This window comes from Streptomyces lydicus (genome assembly GCF_000717345.1).
Taxonomy (GTDB): Bacteria; Actinomycetota; Actinomycetes; order Streptomycetales; family Streptomycetaceae; genus Streptomyces; species Streptomyces lydicus.
Window position 1 is genome coordinate 1 of record NZ_JNZA01000068.1, and the last position, 18,281, is coordinate 18,281.

The 18,281-nt window shown below is 67.3% G+C and carries 9 protein-coding genes and 1 pseudogene; 6 read left to right on the top strand and 4 right to left on the bottom strand.

All coding sequences use genetic code 11. From position 1 onward, the window contains the following. From OO62_RS41185 to OO62_RS35395, 4 genes and pseudogenes are all read left to right on the top strand, one after another. Positions 1 to 155, top strand: a pseudogene (locus tag OO62_RS41185) (aminoglycoside phosphotransferase family protein); the annotation flags it as partial. A 570-nt stretch (positions 156 to 725) separates the two neighbouring features. After that, positions 726 to 998 (top strand): hypothetical protein, encoded by a 273-nt coding sequence (locus tag OO62_RS41190; RefSeq protein WP_248782314.1) that lies wholly within the window; start codon positions 726 to 728, stop codon positions 996 to 998. 182 nt (positions 999 to 1,180) lie between these two features. Beyond that, positions 1,181 to 1,645 (top strand): hypothetical protein, encoded by a 465-nt coding sequence (locus OO62_RS35390; protein WP_033271833.1) that lies wholly within the window; start codon positions 1,181 to 1,183, stop codon positions 1,643 to 1,645. A 204-nt stretch (positions 1,646 to 1,849) separates the two neighbouring features. Further along, complete coding sequence (locus OO62_RS35395) at positions 1,850 to 2,599, top strand: thioredoxin domain-containing protein (RefSeq protein WP_051733886.1); 750 nt, start codon at positions 1,850 to 1,852, stop codon at positions 2,597 to 2,599. Positions 2,600 to 3,038: 439 nt separating this feature from the next. On the opposite strand, the gene OO62_RS38685 is transcribed toward OO62_RS35395, so the two are convergent. The 3 genes from OO62_RS38685 to OO62_RS35405 form a co-directional block, all read right to left on the bottom strand. Continuing rightward, on the bottom strand, positions 3,039 to 3,329 hold the full coding sequence (locus tag OO62_RS38685; protein ID WP_078617533.1) for a barstar family protein: 291 nt from the start codon (positions 3,327 to 3,329) through the stop codon (positions 3,039 to 3,041). Positions 3,330 to 3,335: 6 nt separating this feature from the next. After that, a complete protein-coding gene (locus OO62_RS35400) occupies positions 3,336 to 9,860 on the bottom strand; it encodes a polymorphic toxin-type HINT domain-containing protein (protein ID WP_078617534.1) in 6,525 nt (2,174 codons plus the stop codon). 518 nt (positions 9,861 to 10,378) lie between these two features. Continuing rightward, positions 10,379 to 14,707 (bottom strand): LamG-like jellyroll fold domain-containing protein, encoded by a 4,329-nt coding sequence (locus tag OO62_RS35405; protein ID WP_033271834.1) that lies wholly within the window; start codon positions 14,705 to 14,707, stop codon positions 10,379 to 10,381. A gap of 563 nt (positions 14,708 to 15,270) precedes the next feature. On the opposite strand from OO62_RS35405, the gene OO62_RS36785 reads away from it, so the two are divergent. After that, positions 15,271 to 16,131, top strand: coding sequence for a WXG100 family type VII secretion target (locus tag OO62_RS36785; RefSeq protein WP_248782315.1), 861 nt, complete (start codon positions 15,271 to 15,273; stop codon positions 16,129 to 16,131). Between the two features lie 496 nt (positions 16,132 to 16,627). On the opposite strand, the gene OO62_RS35415 is transcribed toward OO62_RS36785, so the two are convergent. Then, the gene (locus tag OO62_RS35415; RefSeq protein ID WP_033271835.1) at positions 16,628 to 17,131 is read right to left on the bottom strand and encodes a MarR family winged helix-turn-helix transcriptional regulator; all 504 of its coding nucleotides are present in this window, start codon (positions 17,129 to 17,131) and stop codon (positions 16,628 to 16,630) included. Between the two features lie 95 nt (positions 17,132 to 17,226). Between OO62_RS35415 and OO62_RS35420 the strand changes: the two genes are divergently transcribed. Continuing rightward, positions 17,227 to 17,676: an SgcJ/EcaC family oxidoreductase gene (locus OO62_RS35420; protein ID WP_033271836.1), complete on the top strand. Its 450-nt coding sequence runs from the start codon at positions 17,227 to 17,229 to the stop codon at positions 17,674 to 17,676. Positions 17,677 to 18,281: the final 605 nt, after the last annotated feature.

The following is an 18,281-nucleotide window of genomic DNA, read 5'->3' on the forward strand; positions in this document are numbered from 1 at the left end:
TGTACTGGCAGGTGCGGGACGGGCTGGCCTGCTCAGAAGAGGTGCAGCAGGTGGCGAAGTCATGGCGTGAGGCAGGGAGACCGGAGCTGACGACGCGAACCGTGGAGCAGCGGCTGAATGCCTATGTCACCGCCCTGATGGACGCGCTGTCCTGAGCCAAAGCAGCCCAGGACACGGGCCCGGCGACGAGCGCCGGGCCCGGCCGCCACGTCCGGCAGCGGAGCCGATCGCACCCCCGGACCGCGACACCCCCCGCATACGGGCTGGCTCCCGGCCGACAACTCTGCGGCGCCTCCGAATCTCTCCGGTCGCCGGGCTGATGATTTGGATGCAGCGGACGATCATGCCGACAGCCTACGCAGGCGCAAGGTGCAGCCCGTCGGGTTGCAAAGTGCAGAGAAAGTTCCTGAACCCGGTCGAATGCCTTGGGACCAAGCAACGCGCGAGGACGCTCGGGCCCGCAGCTGCTGGATCCAGCTGACAGCCAAGCCGCGAGCGACCGCAGCCAGGCGGGGGCCGGCCCCGCACCGTCGGCGCCCCGAATCCGGTGACCGGGAAAACGACCCCGGGGCCCGGCTATGCCGCGTCGACCGTGATGTCGGATCCGGGCGGCTGCTCAACCCCCGCACGGCAGCGGCCCTGGCAGCCCGCCAAGTAAGACCGAGACCGTCCTCAACGCCTCCACGAGGTCATTGCCCGCCTCCGGCGCGAAAAGACCCAGGTCAGTGTGGTCGCCGTTTGCCCGCCGCGCAGACGCCTTCCACACCTTCCTCTCTGACAACCGCGAGGCCGGAACTGCCATCGCCACGGCCATGGCCGAGGCCGGCGAAAGCTGGTCCCGGACGCTCGCCGAGCAAGATGACGAGCGCGAGGCGACCTGGCGCGGACGCGCACTCAACGCGGAGGACGCCCTCAAGACCGCTCACGCCGAGATCCTCACCCAGCGGACCCGCATCGGTGAACTCCGCAGCGAAATGCGGAACTTGTGGGCAGAATGAACGGAGGAGGCCATCCAACGGATCACCACCGAGAACACCACCCTCAAGCAGCGAGTCCGCCAGCTCACTGCCGGCAACCGCACCCTCGACGATCGACTCCAGGCTGCCCGCTCCAACCTCCGTTTCCAAGACCGGCGCCTCGCCGACCTGGAAGCCCGCGTCGCCGAGCCCGGAGCGGCAACATGATCCTGTCCTCGAAGCCAAGGAAGGAATACACGTTGAGCATGCAGTTCCCCGCCCCGGGGCGCGTTATCAACACTGAGGTACGGCTCAAGGCCCAGCGGGTCCTCAAGGCCATGTCCACCGATGCCCGCAGGGTATGGGAGGAAGCCATGGAAGAGGTCAACGAAGATGCGCTGGGCGAAGGCGTTGTGCTGTCCACCCAGGCATTCAAGGGAAAGTTCGATCCTGACGACGAAGTCTGGCTCGGACCGGCAGAGTTGAACCTGGACAGGTACATGTGTGAAGAGGGCATGGGCGTGCTGACGTTGATCGAGTACGCCATCGCCGGAACCGTCACCCGCTGCGAAGTTACGACATGCCGTCAGTTCGGCGAGGTGGTCCACCGCATGGTGATCGGGGAAATCGTCATGGGCGGCACACCTACCAGCGCCACGTCTCCGGGGCTCCCCCGAGGAGCGGTCTGATCTCAGTTCTCCGATCCTGAGGCCACAGCCGGAACACATCGCGGGCCCGTCCACCGTCGCGGTTCATCTCATAGGCGATTTCAGGGCCGAGGTCGGGACGGAGGGCGTGATCCCTGGGACTTCAGGTGATCTCTACCAATGCCGGTATTTCCCTGCCGCCCTCGTACTTTTATTCTATTGTCTCCCTGATCCAGGGAGAGGTACATGAGTGTGGGGCGTGGACGAAGACGGCTGGCCGCCGTGGCGCTGATTCTGATTCTGCCGGGGCTGGTGTCGAGCGGATGCGGTGAACGCACCCCACGGGAGCCGCCGCCGAAGAAGGCCGCGCATGCCAAGCCGGCCAAGCTGTCCGAGAAACTCGACAAGAACGGCACCACCATCGTCGTCGGGAATACGAAGGCCCCGGTCACGGTGCATCTCTACGAGGACCCGCGTTGCCCGGTCTGCCAGGATTTCGAGGTGACCGGTGGTGGACCGGCCCTCCGCGTCATGACCCAGCGGGGTGAGGCGAAGACCGAGTACACCCTCGCGTCCTTCCTTGACCAGAGAGCGGGCGGCGGCGGCTCGAAGAGGGCCGTCAACGCCCTGCGTGCCGCGCTGGAAGCCGGAAAGTTCGCCGAGTACCACGCCGTGATCTACCGGTACCAGCCGGCAGAAGCCGTTGACGGCTACACCGACGCGCTGCTGCTGAAACTGGCCGGCAAGGTGGCGGGACTGCGCGGCCCGGCATTCGACTCCGCCGTCAAGACCATGAGGTACCGCGAGTTCGTCGATCGATCCGAGCGGGCCTACGAGCGAGCCGGGGGAGATGACCCCCGCGGCCCGGGCACGCCCACTGCAGTGGTCAATGGCCTGCAGGTGCCGGAGCAGTACTACGGGGTGCTCTTCGACCGAAGGTTGTTCACGCAGTTCCTCAAAGCAATCAGGAATCAGCCAGGGCAGTGGTCGTCGTAAGGGGCGTTGCCGAGGCCGCGGCCGCCCTTGAGGAACTGGACGAACAGACGCTGGTGGACGACGCGTCCGGAGAAGGATGACGCCCCGCAGCCGCGAGATATTCGCCCACCACCACACCCCACGCAAACTCATCGCCACCGGCCAACAAACCCTGATCCAAGTAACCCGCCGCACCCCCTGAAAGCCCCCTAGCGCCGTCCTCCAACACCGCACTCCCACCCCTTGGTGGCGCCGGCCCGCACTCAACTGCTTCGAGATCAGGGCTGATTACCTGGACTCATGCGCGGGGGCGCGGCGGACGGTGACTGCCGAGCATGGAACAGGTGCCGAAGGGAGACCCCGACGCCCTGCCGCCCCAGCAGCCGTCCTCTGACGTTGCGTTGCTGTCAACCGCTGAGGAGCCCCACCGGCCTCGAAATCCGGTGGAGCTCCTCACAGGCTATTCGAATATTACCGAGAAGCGATCGGACCATCCGAAGGATTCATCCTGTGCCTGAACACGGAGGAGGAGATCGCGAATCTTCTCAAATTCGCTTTCGCCCAACGCCGTCCGGCTCAGCCCTGCCCTCTTCCAGACGATCTCGATCGGGCGCTCTACGTCCGTTGACAGTCGATCCCACAGGGCGCTCAGGTTGGCTCCATAGTAGGGGCCAAAATCTAGAGCTCGAGACAAGAATTCATGAAGATCACTCTCAGAGTGAATCGCTGAACCATCGATTTCAATCCTCATGAGTTCTCATTTCCAGTTGGGTAGCTGATAGAAGCTCCTGTAGTGGTCGCTGGTTACGTAAGCGAGCCCGTCGTTCGAATAGACCAACCGAGTTCCCGGCTGCTTCGACCGCTTCATCATGTTGTTGATCCCCACATCTGCTTCGCGCCACGTCCGACCCCTGACGCTTGGCAGCGACCCGTCGGAATTTTCGAATACATCTCCGCCGATCTGAGCGCCCGGTATTTTGTTTCCCAATGCCTTTCCAGGTTCCCAGCCGGCAGCAGAAGCTTGCGCCTTGGTCACATAGTTACCGGGCAGGCTCCCCGTCGCGCGGAGACTTTCCATCAGCGGATTTGCCGCTTCCGCAGCTGCAAGAGCGCCACCGTACCGAATGCACGTCGAGTTATGCACAAGTACCGGGGTTTGCCCTGCCAGCACATAGTACGTGTGAGTGCCTGCGATGGTGAGGTCGTGCGTCTGCTGCTGCTTGGAGAAGTGGCGGAGCGCGGCGATCTTGACCTTTGCGCCCTGGGGGGTGCGGAGTTCGGTTCCTGGACGGAGGTCGCCGGCGTTGATCCACTTCTTCTTGTCAACGGACCAGAAGGGGTGGGTGTCGGTGGCGATGATGCTGGAGTCGCCGGATGGGGTTTTGAAGATGAGGTCGGTGAAGTGTTTGTCGTCCTTGGTGACGATCGTGGCGACGACACGGCGGCTGGTGGTCTTGCCGGTTCTCGGGTCGGTGGCGATGACCTTGTCGCCGGTCTTTACGTCCTCGATGCGCTTTTGCTTGCCGTTGGCGAGGGCGACTTCGGTGTCGGGGACGAAGCTGTGGAAGCAGTTGCTCGCCTTGCCGGCGAGACGTCCGGCCATCCTGCCGGGGATATCGCCCTCGGTTGCAGCAGCTAGGGCTGCGGTGGCAAAAAGCTTGCTGAAGCTGTAGACGTCGTCGGGGCAGCCACCCTCGAGCCGGTAGCAGGCTTCGCTGAGCGCGTGCATGATCCGTACGCCGGCTAGCGGGCCATCTTCGAAGCGCGGGTTGCCCCACGGCTTGAATTCACTGGTGACGTTCGTGAACTCCCGCTCGAGGTCAGGGGCTTTCGCCCAGCTCAGAGGGGCGGAAACGCCCGGGTAGATCTCGTAGCGAGTCGGGCCGTTGTAGGCGGTGCGGCAGTACGGCTGGATGCAGGCGCCAGGGCCCGGGATGTAGTCCTTGGAGCCGGAGAGGCGCATGCCGCCGTGGCTGTTGTGGACGACTCCGCTGCCTCCGTGGCCTCCGGGGTCGGCGAAGATCATGCCGGTGGGGTCGTTGAAGGTGAGCGGGTTGTTGTTGCCGTAGGTGTAGCCGTTGATCTGCTGGGGATCGGCCGGGTCCATCACCGGGTCGACGGAGAGGAAGCGCCCGGTATCCGGGTCGTATTCGCGGGCGCCGAGGTGGGTGAGGCCGGTGTCGGTGGTGTCGTCGGTGCCGCCGACGTAGCCCTTGGTGCCGGGCCAGGTGGTGGGCTTGGTGCCGCGAAGGGCGCCGAAGGGGAGTTGGCGGCGTTGGGTGAGGGTTTGGTTGGTGGTGTTGATGGCGAGTTGGCCGGTGCCGAGGCGGTCGGCGAGGGTGACGGTGTAGGTGCCGTCGTCGGCCAGGACGGCCTGGTTGCCGCTGCCCAGGGGGATGTAGCGGGTGGCCTTGGGTTTGTCGGCGCCCTTGTCGAGGGTGACCTCGGTGTGGTCGCCGAGGGTGAGGGTGGTCTTGGTGTCGGTGCGGGTGATCAGGCGGTTGCCGTCGGCGTCGTAGACGTAGCTGGTGGTCTTGGTGCCTGTGTCGCCCGCCGGTTCGGTGACCTTGGCCAGGTGGCCTTCGACGTCCCAGGTGAGGGTTTGCTTGTCGCCGTGGAGGACGCGGGTGGTGGTGTTGCCGGTGTGGTCGTAGCCGTAGGTGGAGGTGCTGGTACCGGTGGGGCCGACGGCGTTGACAGCCGTGAGGGTGTGGGGCTGGGGAGTGCCGGGCTTGGGGTAGGTGTAGGTGTTCTTGGTGTCCTTGGCGGTGTCGCCGGTGGGGTCGTGCTGGGTGAGGGCGGTGCGGTTGCCGGCGGTGTCGTAGCCGTAGGACTGCCAGTAGGGGGCCGGGCCGGCGAGCAGGGGGCCGGCGGGCTTGTCAGCGCAGGTCTTTTCGTCCTGGGTCCAGGCTTCGGTGAGGCGGCGCAGGTAGTCGTAGGTGAAGCACTGGGTGTCGGTGCCGGAGCGGGACACGTCGGACAGTGCGGTGACGTTGCCGGCGGGGTCATAGCCGTAGGTGGCGGACTGGTCGACGCCGGCGACGTCCTGGCGGTCGACGCGGGAGTTGGACAGGCGCTGGGTGCCCCACTCGTAGGTGTTGGTGACCTGGGTGAACTTGCCGCCACCGCCGACGATCTTGTAGGTGAGGGGCTTGCCGGCGAGCGTGTAGGTGGCGTCGGAGCGGATGCCCGTGCCGTAGACGGTGGTCATCCGAAGGGTGGCGTCGTCGTAGGTGTAGTTCCACCCCTTGCCGACGATGTTCCCCATGGTGGAGAAGCTGCGCGCCTTCGGCAGGCCGTTGCCGTAGTACGAGGTGCCGGCCTGATAGGTGCCGGCCAGTGCACCCTCGGAGTCGGGGATGACGGTGGCGGTGCGCTGCGGTCGGTAGAGGGTGTCGTATTGGGTGACCTTGGTGGTGTACGGCGTGCCGTTGAGGTAGCGGGTGGATTCGGCGAGCTGGCCCTTGGCACCGGCGAGGGTGTCGTAGACCCACTTGGCGCGCAGCGGGCCGTCGGGTGTCTTGTCGTGCAGTTCGGTCTTGCGGCCGAGGCCGTCGTAGACGGTGGCCAGTACGTCCCCGTTGGCGTCCTCGCTGGAGATCTGCTGGCCGCGGTCGTCGAACGCGGCCTTGGTGACGCCCTTGTCGGGGTCGTTGGCCCAGGTCTGGTTGCCGAGCTGGTCGTACTGGTAGGCCCACTTGTTGCCGGCCGGGTCGGTGACGCTTTCGAGCTTGCCGGCCGGGGTGTAGGTGTAGCGAGTGGTCTCGGCCGGGGCGTCGGCGGCGCGGGTGTGGTGCTGCAGGAGTTGGGTGGTCTGCCCGCGGGCGTCGGTCACCGTGGTAGTGGCCGTGCCGCCTTCGGGCGGGAGCACGGTGGTGCGGTCACCGCCGTAGAGCGTCTTGGTGACCGCCAGGACCTTGCCGCCCTCGCCGTTGCCGGCGACATCCCGGCTCTCGGTCTCCCGGCCCAGCCCGTCGTGCGTCTTCCAGGTCTGGGTCTCGACGCCGAGGGCGTCGGCGGGCTTGAACAGCTCGCGTTCCGGCTTCTTCAGCGCGTAGTACGGGGCGAAGGTCTTCGCCACCAGCCCGCGTTCGTCGTAGAACGTGTCGCTGATCAGGCGCCCACCGTCAGGGCCGGGCGCCTGGACCTGGCGGGTGCGCAGGTAGCCGTCGTACAGGGCGTAGGAGACCGTCTGCGACTGAGCGCTGGGGTTGAGGGTGTACGTGGCGACGGCAGCCGGCTTGCCCTCCTCGACCAGGTAGGCGAACTGGTAGGTGGGCAGGGAGCCGCGGTCGGGCAGCCACACCTTCACGGAGCGGCCCAGCGCGTCGTACTTCAGCGTGGTGCGCTTGGCGTTGGTGTCGACGGTGGCGATGGGCTGGCCGCGCAGCGGGTCGAGTTCGGTTGTGGTGGTCTGGGCGGTGGTGGCGTCCTTGGCGTCGGCGGGGGGTGTGGTGACGACGGTCTTGGTGGGGATGCCGGTGACGGGGGAGTAGGCCGTGGTGGTGGTGCGGCCGTCGGCGCGGAGGGTGCGGGTGGGTGCGCTGTCGCCGATGGCGGTGACGTTGGCCGTCAGGTCGGTGACCTTTTGCGGGCGGCCGTAGCCGTCGTAGGTGGTGCCGGTCTCCAGATAGGTGGCCGTGGTGCCGTCGTGCTTCTTGAGGTTGGCAACCGCGGTGGCGTCGCCCTTGGTGGGCGCTGTGCCGTAGCCACCCCCGTCGTAGGTGGTGCGGACGTCGGAGAGGACGTCCTTGGAACGGTCCGGGCTGCTGCCGCATTCGGTGGCGACGGTCTCGACCCGTGCGGGCAGGGTGAGGATGTTCTTGTCGGTGTTGGTGGCGTAGGTGGTGCGGGTGCAGCGGTCGTCGTCGGTGGTGGCGTCATCGCCGCGGTCGCTGACCTCGGTGACGCGTCCGGCGACGGTGTCGAAGGTGGAGGCCGTGGTGGTCGTGCGCCACTTCGCGCCGGCGCCGTCATCGAGCGAGGTCCAGGCGCGGGCGCTGGCCGTGCCGGTGAAGTTCGCGGTGACGGTTCCCCAGTCGCGGACCTTCTTGGCCGTCTGGTGGTGCCAGGGCCGGCTGACGGTCTTGGTGAGGATCTTCCCGCCGGGCCCCGAGTACGTGGCCGTCTTGTAGGGGAAGCCGGCCGCGGAGGCGTCGTCGGTGAGCGGCTCTCCCTCGCCCTCGTCCAGGGCGACGGAGACGTTCTTGGTGCCGCCGCTCGCGGTCTTGCGGTCGCCGTCCATGCCGCGCAGGAAGTAGCTGTCTTCTTGCGTCTTCATGGCGTCGGCAGGCGTGCCCTGGCCGCCGGTCTGGACGCGGACGTGGCCGTAGCCGCGCCACTGTGACCAGGTCTTGAACTTCTCCTTGGTCAGCCCGTCGTCATCGTCGTAGTGCCAGGCCGCGTCACCGAGGTAGCTGTAGCGGGTGACCTGGTCGGGGGCCCCGCCGGTGCGGTCGGTGGTCGTCACGGAGGTGACGACGTACTTGTTGAACCACGACTTGTCCATGTCGTCGCTGGAGCTGCCGCCGATGAACTGCGGGAAGCAGCGGGTGGTGTTGGACTCCGGGGTGGGCAGGTCGTCGAACGCGCAGGCGGGCTCGGAGTAGCCGACGTCGGTCTGGCCGCCGTATTCGTCGTCGACGGTCGACAGGCGGTCCTTGATGTAGGGGGCGTATCCGTCGCCGGTCTTGTCGAGTCGGTTGGCCAGCTGGGTGTAGGCGAAGGTGGTCTTCGGCAGGGTGAGGGGCGTGGTGTCGGTGTGGCCGGTGTGCTGGATGGATTCCAGTTCCAGCTGGTAGTCGACATCGGCCTTGCCCCAACGCTGGTTCAGGGCCCAGGAGTCGACCGGGGTGAGTGCGCCGTCCTTGAGGACCTCGGTGGTCACACCCGTCAGCCGCTTGCGCGTCCAGAAGGTGGGGGAGAAGCGCCCCTGGTCACAGGTGCTGCCGGCCTTGCAGTTCAGGTCCCAGGGCGTGTCGTACCAGTAGAAGCTCTTGGCGTCGATGGTGTCCGCCGCGCAGGTGACCCCGGTCTGGGGCAGGCAGCGCTCGGCGTTGCTGAAGGAGACCTGGGCGAGCGGCTTGCCCGCGTACAGGTCGCTGGACGACCGGCCGTACTCGATGCGCTTGAGGGAGCCGCCGCGGATGTACGGGGTGTCGTCGTCCTTGTTCAGGTCACGCCCGTAGGAGTTGGTCTCCTTGTCGTAGTAGTACGCGATCGCGTCGCCGTGCGGGTCGACGACGTAGTCGAGGTTCCAGCGCCAGCCCTGCTGGCACCAGGAGTCCTTGAAGGCGTCCTTGTGGCAGTCCTCGCCGCTGTTGTTGCCGAAGACCGGCACGGTCCAGGTCGAGTCGGTGGTGTCCTTGCCGGCCGCCCAGCCGGGCAGCTTGTGGTAGCCGAAGTAGAACCGGGTTCCGGAGGGGTCCGTCAGCTCCCAGTACTCGTTGTCGTTGTCACCGTTGTCCCGCGCCGCCGACGTCAGGCGCTTGATCTTCGTGCCGTCGTCGTTCTGGAGCTTCCACTCGTCCTTTCCGGCCGGGACGAGCTCGCCGGCCTTGCCGTTGAAGGAAATGAAGGCGTTGTCATACGACCAGCACAGATCGCCCGGCTTGTTGCCGTCGGCGTGCTTCTCCCCGTCGTCGGAACAGGGCTTGTAGCGGCGCTCGATGTACCCGGGCCACAGCTCGAAGCCGTCACCGACCCACGAACCCTGGTTGTTGCTGTTGCCGGTGCGGCCGTCGATCGAGCCGGACGAGTACGACAGGCCCACGCTCGGCTTGAGGCCGCCGGGCACCTCGGGGACGGGCATGTCGTAGGACCAGGTGAAGTCACCGGTGTTGAGGTTGGTGTCCCAGGTGGCGGAGGGGGACAGGCTGGTGGCCTTGTAGTCGCCCTTGACGCTCTTGTCGTCACCGACCGCCGCAAGCACGGTCGGGCCGTTCGCGCGCAGCGGAACCGAGGACGCGGTCAGGGTGTGCTTCTCGGTGTTGTTGCTGGTGGCGAGCGGCTTCGCGATGCGGCACGCGGACTTGTCCGGGGTGGTCGCGGCGCACGCAGGGAGTTCGACCAGGCGCAGGCGGGAGGCGTAGCCGCCGCCGTAGGCCCCGGCGAAGTCGCCGTAGTCGACACCCACCCGTAAGGAGCCGGGCTGCTGCCCGGCGGCCGCGGGGGAGCCGCCGGCCGGCTGAAGGGTGAACAACACCCCGTCGATGCCGGCCCGGCGACTGTACTGCTGGCTCAGGACGCCTGCGGCCACGGCTTCGGGTACCGCCTTGGACATCCCACTTCGGTGCGCCCCGGTCGCCTTGGTTGACCTTCGCGAATCTGACTCGGCGGGAGCGAGCGTCAGGGGAAGACGCTCGTTACTCCCGCCTGCTGCCGACGACGGAGGCACGGCGCCAGGACCGGCGAGGCGAATGGTCGCCTTGGTGGCCTTGGGCCAGTTGCTCCTGGGGCGCTCCTTGGGGACGCGTGGTCTGCTGGGGAGCTTCCGGGGCTTGACCCGCATGCCATCGATCCCCGGAACGGGTTTTCCGACGTCGGGCCGGCTCGGTGCCCCAGGTGCCGCTGCCGCTTGAGCCACCGGGAGAGCCTGCAACAGGGATCCGGCCAGCACCGCAGAGACGCCCATGGCGACTTTGCGGTGGAGCCGAGTACGTCTGAAGAGGCCGCGCATGCCGTTCACTTCTGTCCCCACCTCTTGTTGCTCACCGATCGGAGCCGTCGGCACCGTGGTGTTCCACTCCGGAAAAAGTGCACTGGTGTGTGGCGGGCGGTCCGAGACCGCCCGCCACGTGATCAGCCCGCGTCGGGCACGTTCGGTACCTCGGTGGGCAGCTCGTACCACTCGCCTGCCAGGCGGCCGATTTGTTCCTCGGTGAGCGCGCCCTGGAAGGCCCAGACGTCGTCGATCGAGCCAGGCCAGTAGTCCCGGAAGGCGCCACGCCCCTTCGCCCGGCCGATCTGCAGTGACTTCAGGGCCTCGATGGAGATGACGTCTTCGGCCCACGGCACCACCTCGGTGCACTGCGCATCATCGGCCCGGCCGTCGCCGTCCGCGTCCAGGCAGGCCGCCTCCCCGAGCTCACCGTTGACGTAGATGCGCAGGAGCCGGGCGAAGCCGTCGTACACGATCGCGATGTGGTTCCAGTCCGTCACGCTGCTCATGGGGTGCGCGCTGCCTGCCCAGTCGTAGTCCGTATCGCTGGTGTCGGTGCGGGAGGTGACCGCCTGCCACACTCCGTCACCTGTCTTCGTCGGGTTCGGCGCCAACCCCATGGCGAAGCCGCTGGCATTCGTTGCCTCAGCGCTCACCAGCACCGCCGGGCGGGTGGGGACCGATGCCGCCTGTGCCCATGCGGTCACGGTGAAACTCTCACTGGTGTCGAGGGGGATCGCGCTGGAGGCATAGCTCTGTGCGCCGTCCAGGACCAGCCCGCCGTCTCCCAGGAACCCTGCCCCGCTGACCTGCTTCGCCCCGCCGCTCAGCGTCATGGCCGGCCCCTGCGCTACGGAGTTGGCCCCGGGGCTGGCTGTCTGGTCGAACTGCCAGCGGCCGGTCAGGACCGGTCGTCGCTGGACGAGCTGGTGGATCTCGCCCTCGGAGACCGGGCGGTCGAAGGTCCGCACGTCATCGATCTGCCCGGCCAGGTAGTCGGTGTAGGCGCCCCGGTAGAGAGCCCGACCGATCTGCAGGGCACCGTCGCCGTACCATGCCTGCGGTGCGTCGGCGCTGCCCTGCAGGATGCCGTTGACGTACAGGCTCACCGTGTTGTGCACCGTGTCGTGCACCGCGGCCAGGTGCACCCACTTGCCGATGGTCGCCTTCTGCTTGGAGGCGACGCGTTGCTGGGTGAGGCCACCGTCGGTGGCGTCCTTGGTGGCAAGACGGGCACTCCACACGCCACCGGATGCTTCGTAGGAGAGGTAGAAGGCGCTGAGGAAGCTGCCGTCCTGCGCCACGACCGTCTGGTTGCGTGCGGCGTCGGTGACCCGGGCCCATGCGGTGACCGCATAGGAGCGTTCGGTATTGAAGTGCGCGGCGCCCACCGAGGCGTAGTCGTCCTTGCCGTCCAGGGTCAGGGCGTTGCCCGCCACGCCTGCCTTACCAGGCTCGGCACCGCCGTGCAGGACGGCCGGCATGACCTCACCATGGCCGCTGACCTGCTTGGCATCGGTCGGCTCGTCGAGCGGGAAGACCGCACGGGCCGGTCGCCCGGGACCAAGGATCCGCTCCTTGTTGTACAGCCGGGTGACCTCACCGGCGGAGACCGGCTTGTCGAAGATCTGCACCTCGTCGATGGAACCGGGGAAGAAGGAGCCGGGCGTCCCACCGTACGAGCCGGCGCCCAGCTGGAGGCCGCGCCGTGCGTTCCATGCGCCGACGTACGGCGTCTGCCCGACGAGCTTGCCGTTGACGTAGAGCTGGAGCACCTTGGCGGTGCTGTCGTAGGCACCCACCAGGTGGGTCCATTCGTTCGCGGTGACACCACCGGGCTGGGACGCCATAGCGCGGGCGATGGAGGCGTCGGGGCTGTCGGAGGTGTACTGGTTGAACACCCACCGCTTGAGGTCAAAGGAGTAGTACAGCTCGAAGCCGGGCCGGTTGTTGCCCGGCTGGGTGGCGACGATCGCCGCATGGTCGGGCACCTGGTTGGGGCGGACCCAGGCCGAGACGGAGAACCCACGGGAGGTGTCCACGACGGGGATGTCGGTGGCTGCATAACCGTCGACGCCGTTGAGGGACAGCGCGCTGCCCACCACCCCCTCCGCACCAGGTGTGGCTCCGCCGTGCAGCTCCGCGGTCCGCGCCGGGGTGGAACCCTTCGCTTCCGTGGCGCCGGCCACCTCGTCGAACTGCCAGGTGGCACGCTCGGGTTGCCCGGCCTTGACCCGGAACTGGTAGGTGCGGATCTCGCTTCTGTTGCCGGCTGCGTCGGTGGCCTGGACGGTCACGAAGTTCAGTCCGGGCTTCTCCGGCAGGACGGAGATGTTCCGTGCCGCCCCGCCGCTCGTCGTCACCGTGTTCTTGTCGGACGGGTCACCGTTGACGCCGTACGTGTAGCGGTTCACGTCCCGGTGGCTGTCCGCCACGGTGAAGGTGCCGTACTGGCCCACCCCGTCGTACCAAGGATCTTCAGGATTCTCGGGGTCGGAGGAGGGGTACTCCCCTGAGCCAATCGTGGGGGCCACGGGCACCTGGGTGTCGAGGACGAAGTAGCACGCCTCGGCGGACCCGGTGAACGACCACGGTGAGTACTGCGCGCCGTCGTAGGTCCGCACAGCCCAGCTCACCGTCGTGTTCACCGGGACCTTGGGCAGGGGGATGGCGAAATCGGAGCCGGACCCCTTCGCCGTCGTCAGCCCCGGCTTCCACCGTGCGATGGCGCCCTTGCCGTCACCGGCGTCCCAGGTCGCCTGGAACTGGACCTGCACCTTGTCCCGATCCGGGTCGGTGATGTTGTTCGCGTACAGCACACCCCCGCTACGCACCCGCGCCGGAGCGCCGGACTTCTTGCACGTTCCGCCGTACTGCATCGTCAGCTGGGAGGGCTTCACCTGCGGCGGCGGCCGGTTGTACTTCACCCGCAGAAACGCCTTGTCGGAGAAGCGCTTCCACGCCAGACCGTCGCCCTCGCTACCCGCCTTCAACCCGAACGTCAGCGTCGGCCACTTGTTGTCCGCCGCCTCCTGCACCGCGGACCTGATGCCGAACTCGGCGTCCTTGGCCGCGCAGCCCTCATAGCCGTAGGCGAAGCTGTCCGCGGCCAGCTGCTTCTGCCAGAAGCCCGACTCGTTCTGTGAGTTCCATGTCGTCGAGGACGAGATGGGCTTGGTCCGCCACAGTTCCACCTCCTTCTTGCTGCAGGAGGCCGACCAGGTGTTACGGACCACGAACTCGGCCGACAACACCGACTTACCGGCGAACGCCGACGTCGGGATCTGGTAGAAGAGCCGCTTGGTGTCCTCGGGCTGGCAGTGGTTCCAGTCGCAATACCCCATCCCCGCGTCGTGGTCGCCGTTGAACTTCCACTGCGGGGAGGAGGCCCAGTACTTCGACGCCATCGTCCAGGAGGCCGCCCGAGGGGTGGACCACTGCGGGTCGATGTAGACGGGGTAGACGGTGTCCTTGCCCTTCAGCACGCCGGCGTCGGGCTTGAGGACGACCTGGTCCTGACCGGTCGGGACGTCCACTCCCACAGGCGCGAGCTTGCCCGACTCGCCGGCCGACGGTTCACCGCCCCCGGCGTCGCCCTCCGCCCCTCGGAGGGCGGTTTTCCCTTCGCCCGGTACGGACTTCGCCCCCTTGCGGGCTGCTGCGGCGTTCCCCCCACCCGTACCCGTACCTGTACCCGTACTCGAGTCCCACATCAGCGGCGTGGGCGCCTCGAAGACCGCAGAGCCTGCGCCCTTGTCGAGTGCCTCCAAACCACCGGCCGCCGTCTCCTTGACGTCCATGCCGTCGGCCGCCAGCTTCAGCCGCAGCTGCGCCAGCTGCGAACTGGCGGCAGCTTGAGCCGTCTTGACGACCAGGAGCTGGGTGAAGCCGTCGGCCTGAGCCCCCATCCGTAGGTCCACACCGGGCAGGACGTCGCGATACGTGGCCTGTGCGCCGTCCAGCACCGGAGCCGGCAGGGATCCTGGCCAGGACAGCGCCAGCTGACGACCCACCTTACGAAGCGTCACCAGTGGCGTGTCGCCACCGCCGGAGAACGCCAGGCTTACGGCTGCCGCCTTCGGCACCACCGTCCCGTCGCTCCGCTTGGTCAGGTCGGTGTCGATGTCCTGCCACTGCCCCGAGACCCGGGTGCGGACCGGACGGAGGTACTGACGGGCCTCAAGCTTGCCGTCCGCAGTGGCCACGACATCAGCCGACTCACCCCGGAGCGAGGTGACTTCGACCTCCCGGCCGGTGCGCTTGGCCTGCTCCAGGGCGGTGTCTTCGTTGGGCGCTTCGGTGTCCGACTGCTTTGTTGAGGCGACGGCCGTGGCAGAGGGTGCCGACGGATGGGGCACGGCCCAGGCGGGCGGTGCGAGGGCCACTGGCAACAGACTTGCCGACAGCAGCCCGCCTAACCCGGCTGAGAGCACTCGATGTAAGCGTCCGCGACGCACTGAGCCAGGCATTCCCGTCATCCCCCGACCACAAAAATGAAGATTCCATGAAGAAGTTGTGGGCGGGAACGTATATGCCGGAGGGTTTGCCTGGGTACCTCCATGAAACGGCATCCATGGAACGGAACCGACATTCCGGCAAGCGGAGCTGTGTGATGCCTGTCACCGCGCGGGAAGGTTGTACCGCTTCTGGCCGTATCCGCAGCAAGAATCCGCCAGAGCAGCGTCACCGCCGGACCTGGATAACGGCTTCCGACCAGGCCGCCCTCGACCAGGTGCAGTCCGTGAAGCCCGGGGGCCGTGCGTGAGCATCAACAGATGGATCGACGGCAAGGTCCTGGTCATCCTCCAGGCGTGCGGGGTGAGCCTGCTCGGCGGCGACGGGGACACTCTGCGCTCGATCGCACGCTCCTGGGACACCGTGGGCAGGGGCCTCACCGGAGCGAGCAGGGCACTCGACGGCGATCGAAGCGGTCGACCACAAGGGCTGGCACGGCCAGGCCCGCGAGGCGTTCCAAAAGCACTGGGCTCATCAAAAGCACGCCCTGACCGACGCCGCGCACAACTTTCACCAGGTGGCAGCGGGCCTGCGGAATTATGCCGACGAGATCGACGACATGAACAAGGACATCATCGACATCTGCGTGGAGATCGGGGGGATGGAGGTGACCGGCGTTGTCCTGTCCGTCTTCACCGGCTTCCTTTCCGACGTCGTCGCCAACGCGGCGGTGGCCGAACGAGTAGCCAAGGTATGCGACTTGGTTAAACTCTTCACCTCGGCGGCCGAGAAGGTGGCCGCGCTCATCGAGCGGTTCGCGGGCCTGAGCGAGGGAACGGCCGCTGTGGTGGAGCGGCTGCTGACCACAGGCGCGAAGCTTGCAGGTCAGTTCGCGAAGAAGGGCGCCGAGAGTTTCGCGACGAACTCCGTCGCCGACTTCGGCAGCGCGATGGCGAACCAGGCCCTGCACGGCCGGAAGGCGACCGTCGGCGACGACCTTCTCGACGGAGCCCGGGCCGCGGCCGGCACAGCGGCTTTCACCGCGGGCGGCGCCACCTTCGCCGAGGGAGCTCATGTCACGGGCGTGGCCGGACGGATCCTACGGGGCGACGGCGCGGTCGGCACCAGCATCAATGGCGCATCGGGCAACGTGGCCGGCGGCCTCACCAACGACCTGGCTGCTGATCAGGACGACACGACCCTCGCATGGGACGCGGGCATCAACGCCGCGACCGGCGCTGTGGGCAACGCCCAGAACCACGGCGTCACCCACCTCCTGGAACAGCACGGCAGCTTCGGCGGCGAAAACCTCAGCGACCGCGGCAAGCTCGCCGACGGCGCGTTCAAAAACACCGTAGGCACCACACTGAACACAGGCGTCTACGTGGCCGGGTCCGGCGCCGAAGCCGATCTACGGGAAGCGTTCGACGACGAGTGAACCCCACCCACTACCTGAGAATGAGAACTGCATCCGTCTGGACACCGAACCCGGGCCACCCTCTGGCCTGGGCAGGCTTCTTCGCCCTGCTCGTGGTGATTACCGGCGGCGCGGTCGTCCTCATCGCACTCCTCGTCTCCTACCGGCGCCAGAGCAAGCTTCCGCGCCCCGCGCGAACGCCCCCTCGCCCCGCTGCTCGCCACCATAGGCGCCCTGGTGCTCACCGGTGCCGGCATCGCGGCCCTGGGTTTCTGGCTGTACTGAGAGCTGGTCGCCAGGACGCGTAGTCGGCTGCAGGGAACAACGCCGGCGCAGCCGCGACGGACTGCGCCGTCCTGAGCGACGGCGAGGACGGTTGAGGGGTCTGACCGGGGAGGCCGGAGAAGGGGGAGGGCGCCCGCTGGCGGACGCGCCTCACCTCGGACGCAACCTCGCGGGCGCCTGAAGGTCACCCTCGGGCGAGGGTGCCGCGTGAGCAGCGCCACCGCGTCCGTGGTCAGCGGCTGCTCCTGGCCCGGGTGGTTTTCTTGCCGCCGGGGCTGGACGTCGTCGTGCGGATCTCCTCGGTGGCTGCGCGGAAGGCGGGCGCGGCGTGCCTGAAGTAGTCGAAGAGCAGGGCGCGCTGCTCGGACGTGTAGCGCGCCAGGATCTCGGCGATGTGGCGCCGGGCCGGGCCGACGACCTCCTCGATGCGGTCGAGCGCGTCGGGCACCGGCTCGACGATCACGCGTCTGCGGTCGTTGGGGTCCGCGGCGCGGCGCGCGTATCCGGCCTGCTCAAGGCGGTCGATCAGGCGGGTGGTGGCGCCAGTGGTGAGCCCGGTCCTGGAGGCCAACTCGCCCGAGGAAAGGCTGCCTTCGCGTGTGATCAGGCTGAGTGCGTACCACTCCGAGGTGTGCAGTCCTGCCGCCTCCGCGCTGGCCAGGCCCTGGAGGCCGACCGCATCCAGGTACTCACGGAAGACCAGATGCTCGTCCGCGGCGTCTGCGGGGGTTGTCATCGGTGGAGCCGCCTCCTAAAGTTATCTGCATGCATGCAGATACTGCGCTGATTCAGAATCTGCTCCAGTCTAACCAAAGAGGGGAGTCGCCCACCATGACGACCACGGATGACGTCGCTGCGGTCACCTCGGTACTGAACGAACTCGTCGCCGCATGGGGACGGCACGACGCCGACGCATACGGCGAGTTGTTCACTGACGACGCCACCTACATCACCTTTCTCGGCACCCTCTACCAAGGACGTCAGGACATCGTGGACAGCCACCGTTCACTGTTCGCGGGGTTCCTCAAGAGCACCCAGCTCGCGGACGAGGTTCTCGACATCCGCTTCCCCGGGCCGGATGTAGCCGTCGTCAACGGCCGCGGCGACACCTATAAAGGCAAGCGGCCATCAAGGCTCACCAAGATCCAGACGTACACCCTGGTCCGCCAAGGTGACCGGCAGTGGCGTATTGCGGCCTTCCACAACACCAAGCGCAAACCGCTGAGGGAATCCCTCTCCTTCAGGTTCGCCCCGGGCCTCATCCCGGCCGCAGAGAAATAAGCTCCGCCGCCCGCCCCTCCACCCACAACAGCAGGGAAGGCACCAACCCGAGCAAACTCGGGGGCACTCTGAGCACGAGCGAGCGGGACATCAAGACTATGAGCGAAGTCCCAGGCCTCGTCGGCTCCCACGCTCCGCCGCTACCGCTCCCCCCGCACTCCGATCGCGGACGGCCGCCCCTCCGCTCCGGCGCCAACGTTGCTCCCGAGACCGCTGGTTGCTGACCCGCCCCCCCCGAGCCGGACACCGTGCTCCTCTTGGCCCTCACCACCGCGTCACTGTCCCGTCCGCCGCCCACGGTCCGCTCCACGTGCTACTTCTTCGGCGCCCGACGGTGGCCCTCACGTTCGTAGAACGGTGAGGCGGCAGTGAGGCTGAGCGCCCAGGGCGGGCTTGTGCACGCGGGGAAAGGCGACCGCAGTCTGCGCGTTGCCTTCCCGCAGCTTCCCGCTCGCGCGTTCGGCAGGTGCGCAGATCAGCCTGATCGCAGGCGGTCGAACGGCGTGCGCGGGGCCCAACATTCCTGTTGGGCCCCGCGTGCGTTCTGTGGTGGTCAGTTCTTAAAGGCGTCCTTGCCCTTTTCCTTGGCGGCGCGGAGATCGCCC

Bases quoted from the DNA above. Each gene is read 5' to 3' on its own strand.
- OO62_RS35390 (WP_033271833.1), top strand. From the start codon at position 1,181: ATGATCCTGTCCTCGAAGCCAAGGAAGGAATACACGTTGAGCATGCAG.
- OO62_RS35395 (WP_051733886.1), top strand. From the start codon at position 1,850: ATGAGTGTGGGGCGTGGACGAAGACGGCTGGCCGCCGTGGCGCTGATT.
- OO62_RS38685 (WP_078617533.1), bottom strand. From the start codon at position 3,329: ATGAGGATTGAAATCGATGGTTCAGCGATTCACTCTGAGAGTGATCTT.
- OO62_RS35400 (WP_078617534.1), bottom strand. From the start codon at position 9,860: ATGTCCAAGGCGGTACCCGAAGCCGTGGCCGCAGGCGTCCTGAGCCAG.
- OO62_RS35405 (WP_033271834.1), bottom strand. From the start codon at position 14,707: ATGCCTGGCTCAGTGCGTCGCGGACGCTTACATCGAGTGCTCTCAGCC.
- OO62_RS35415 (WP_033271835.1), bottom strand. From the start codon at position 17,131: ATGACAACCCCCGCAGACGCCGCGGACGAGCATCTGGTCTTCCGTGAG.
- OO62_RS35420 (WP_033271836.1), top strand. From the start codon at position 17,227: ATGACGACCACGGATGACGTCGCTGCGGTCACCTCGGTACTGAACGAA.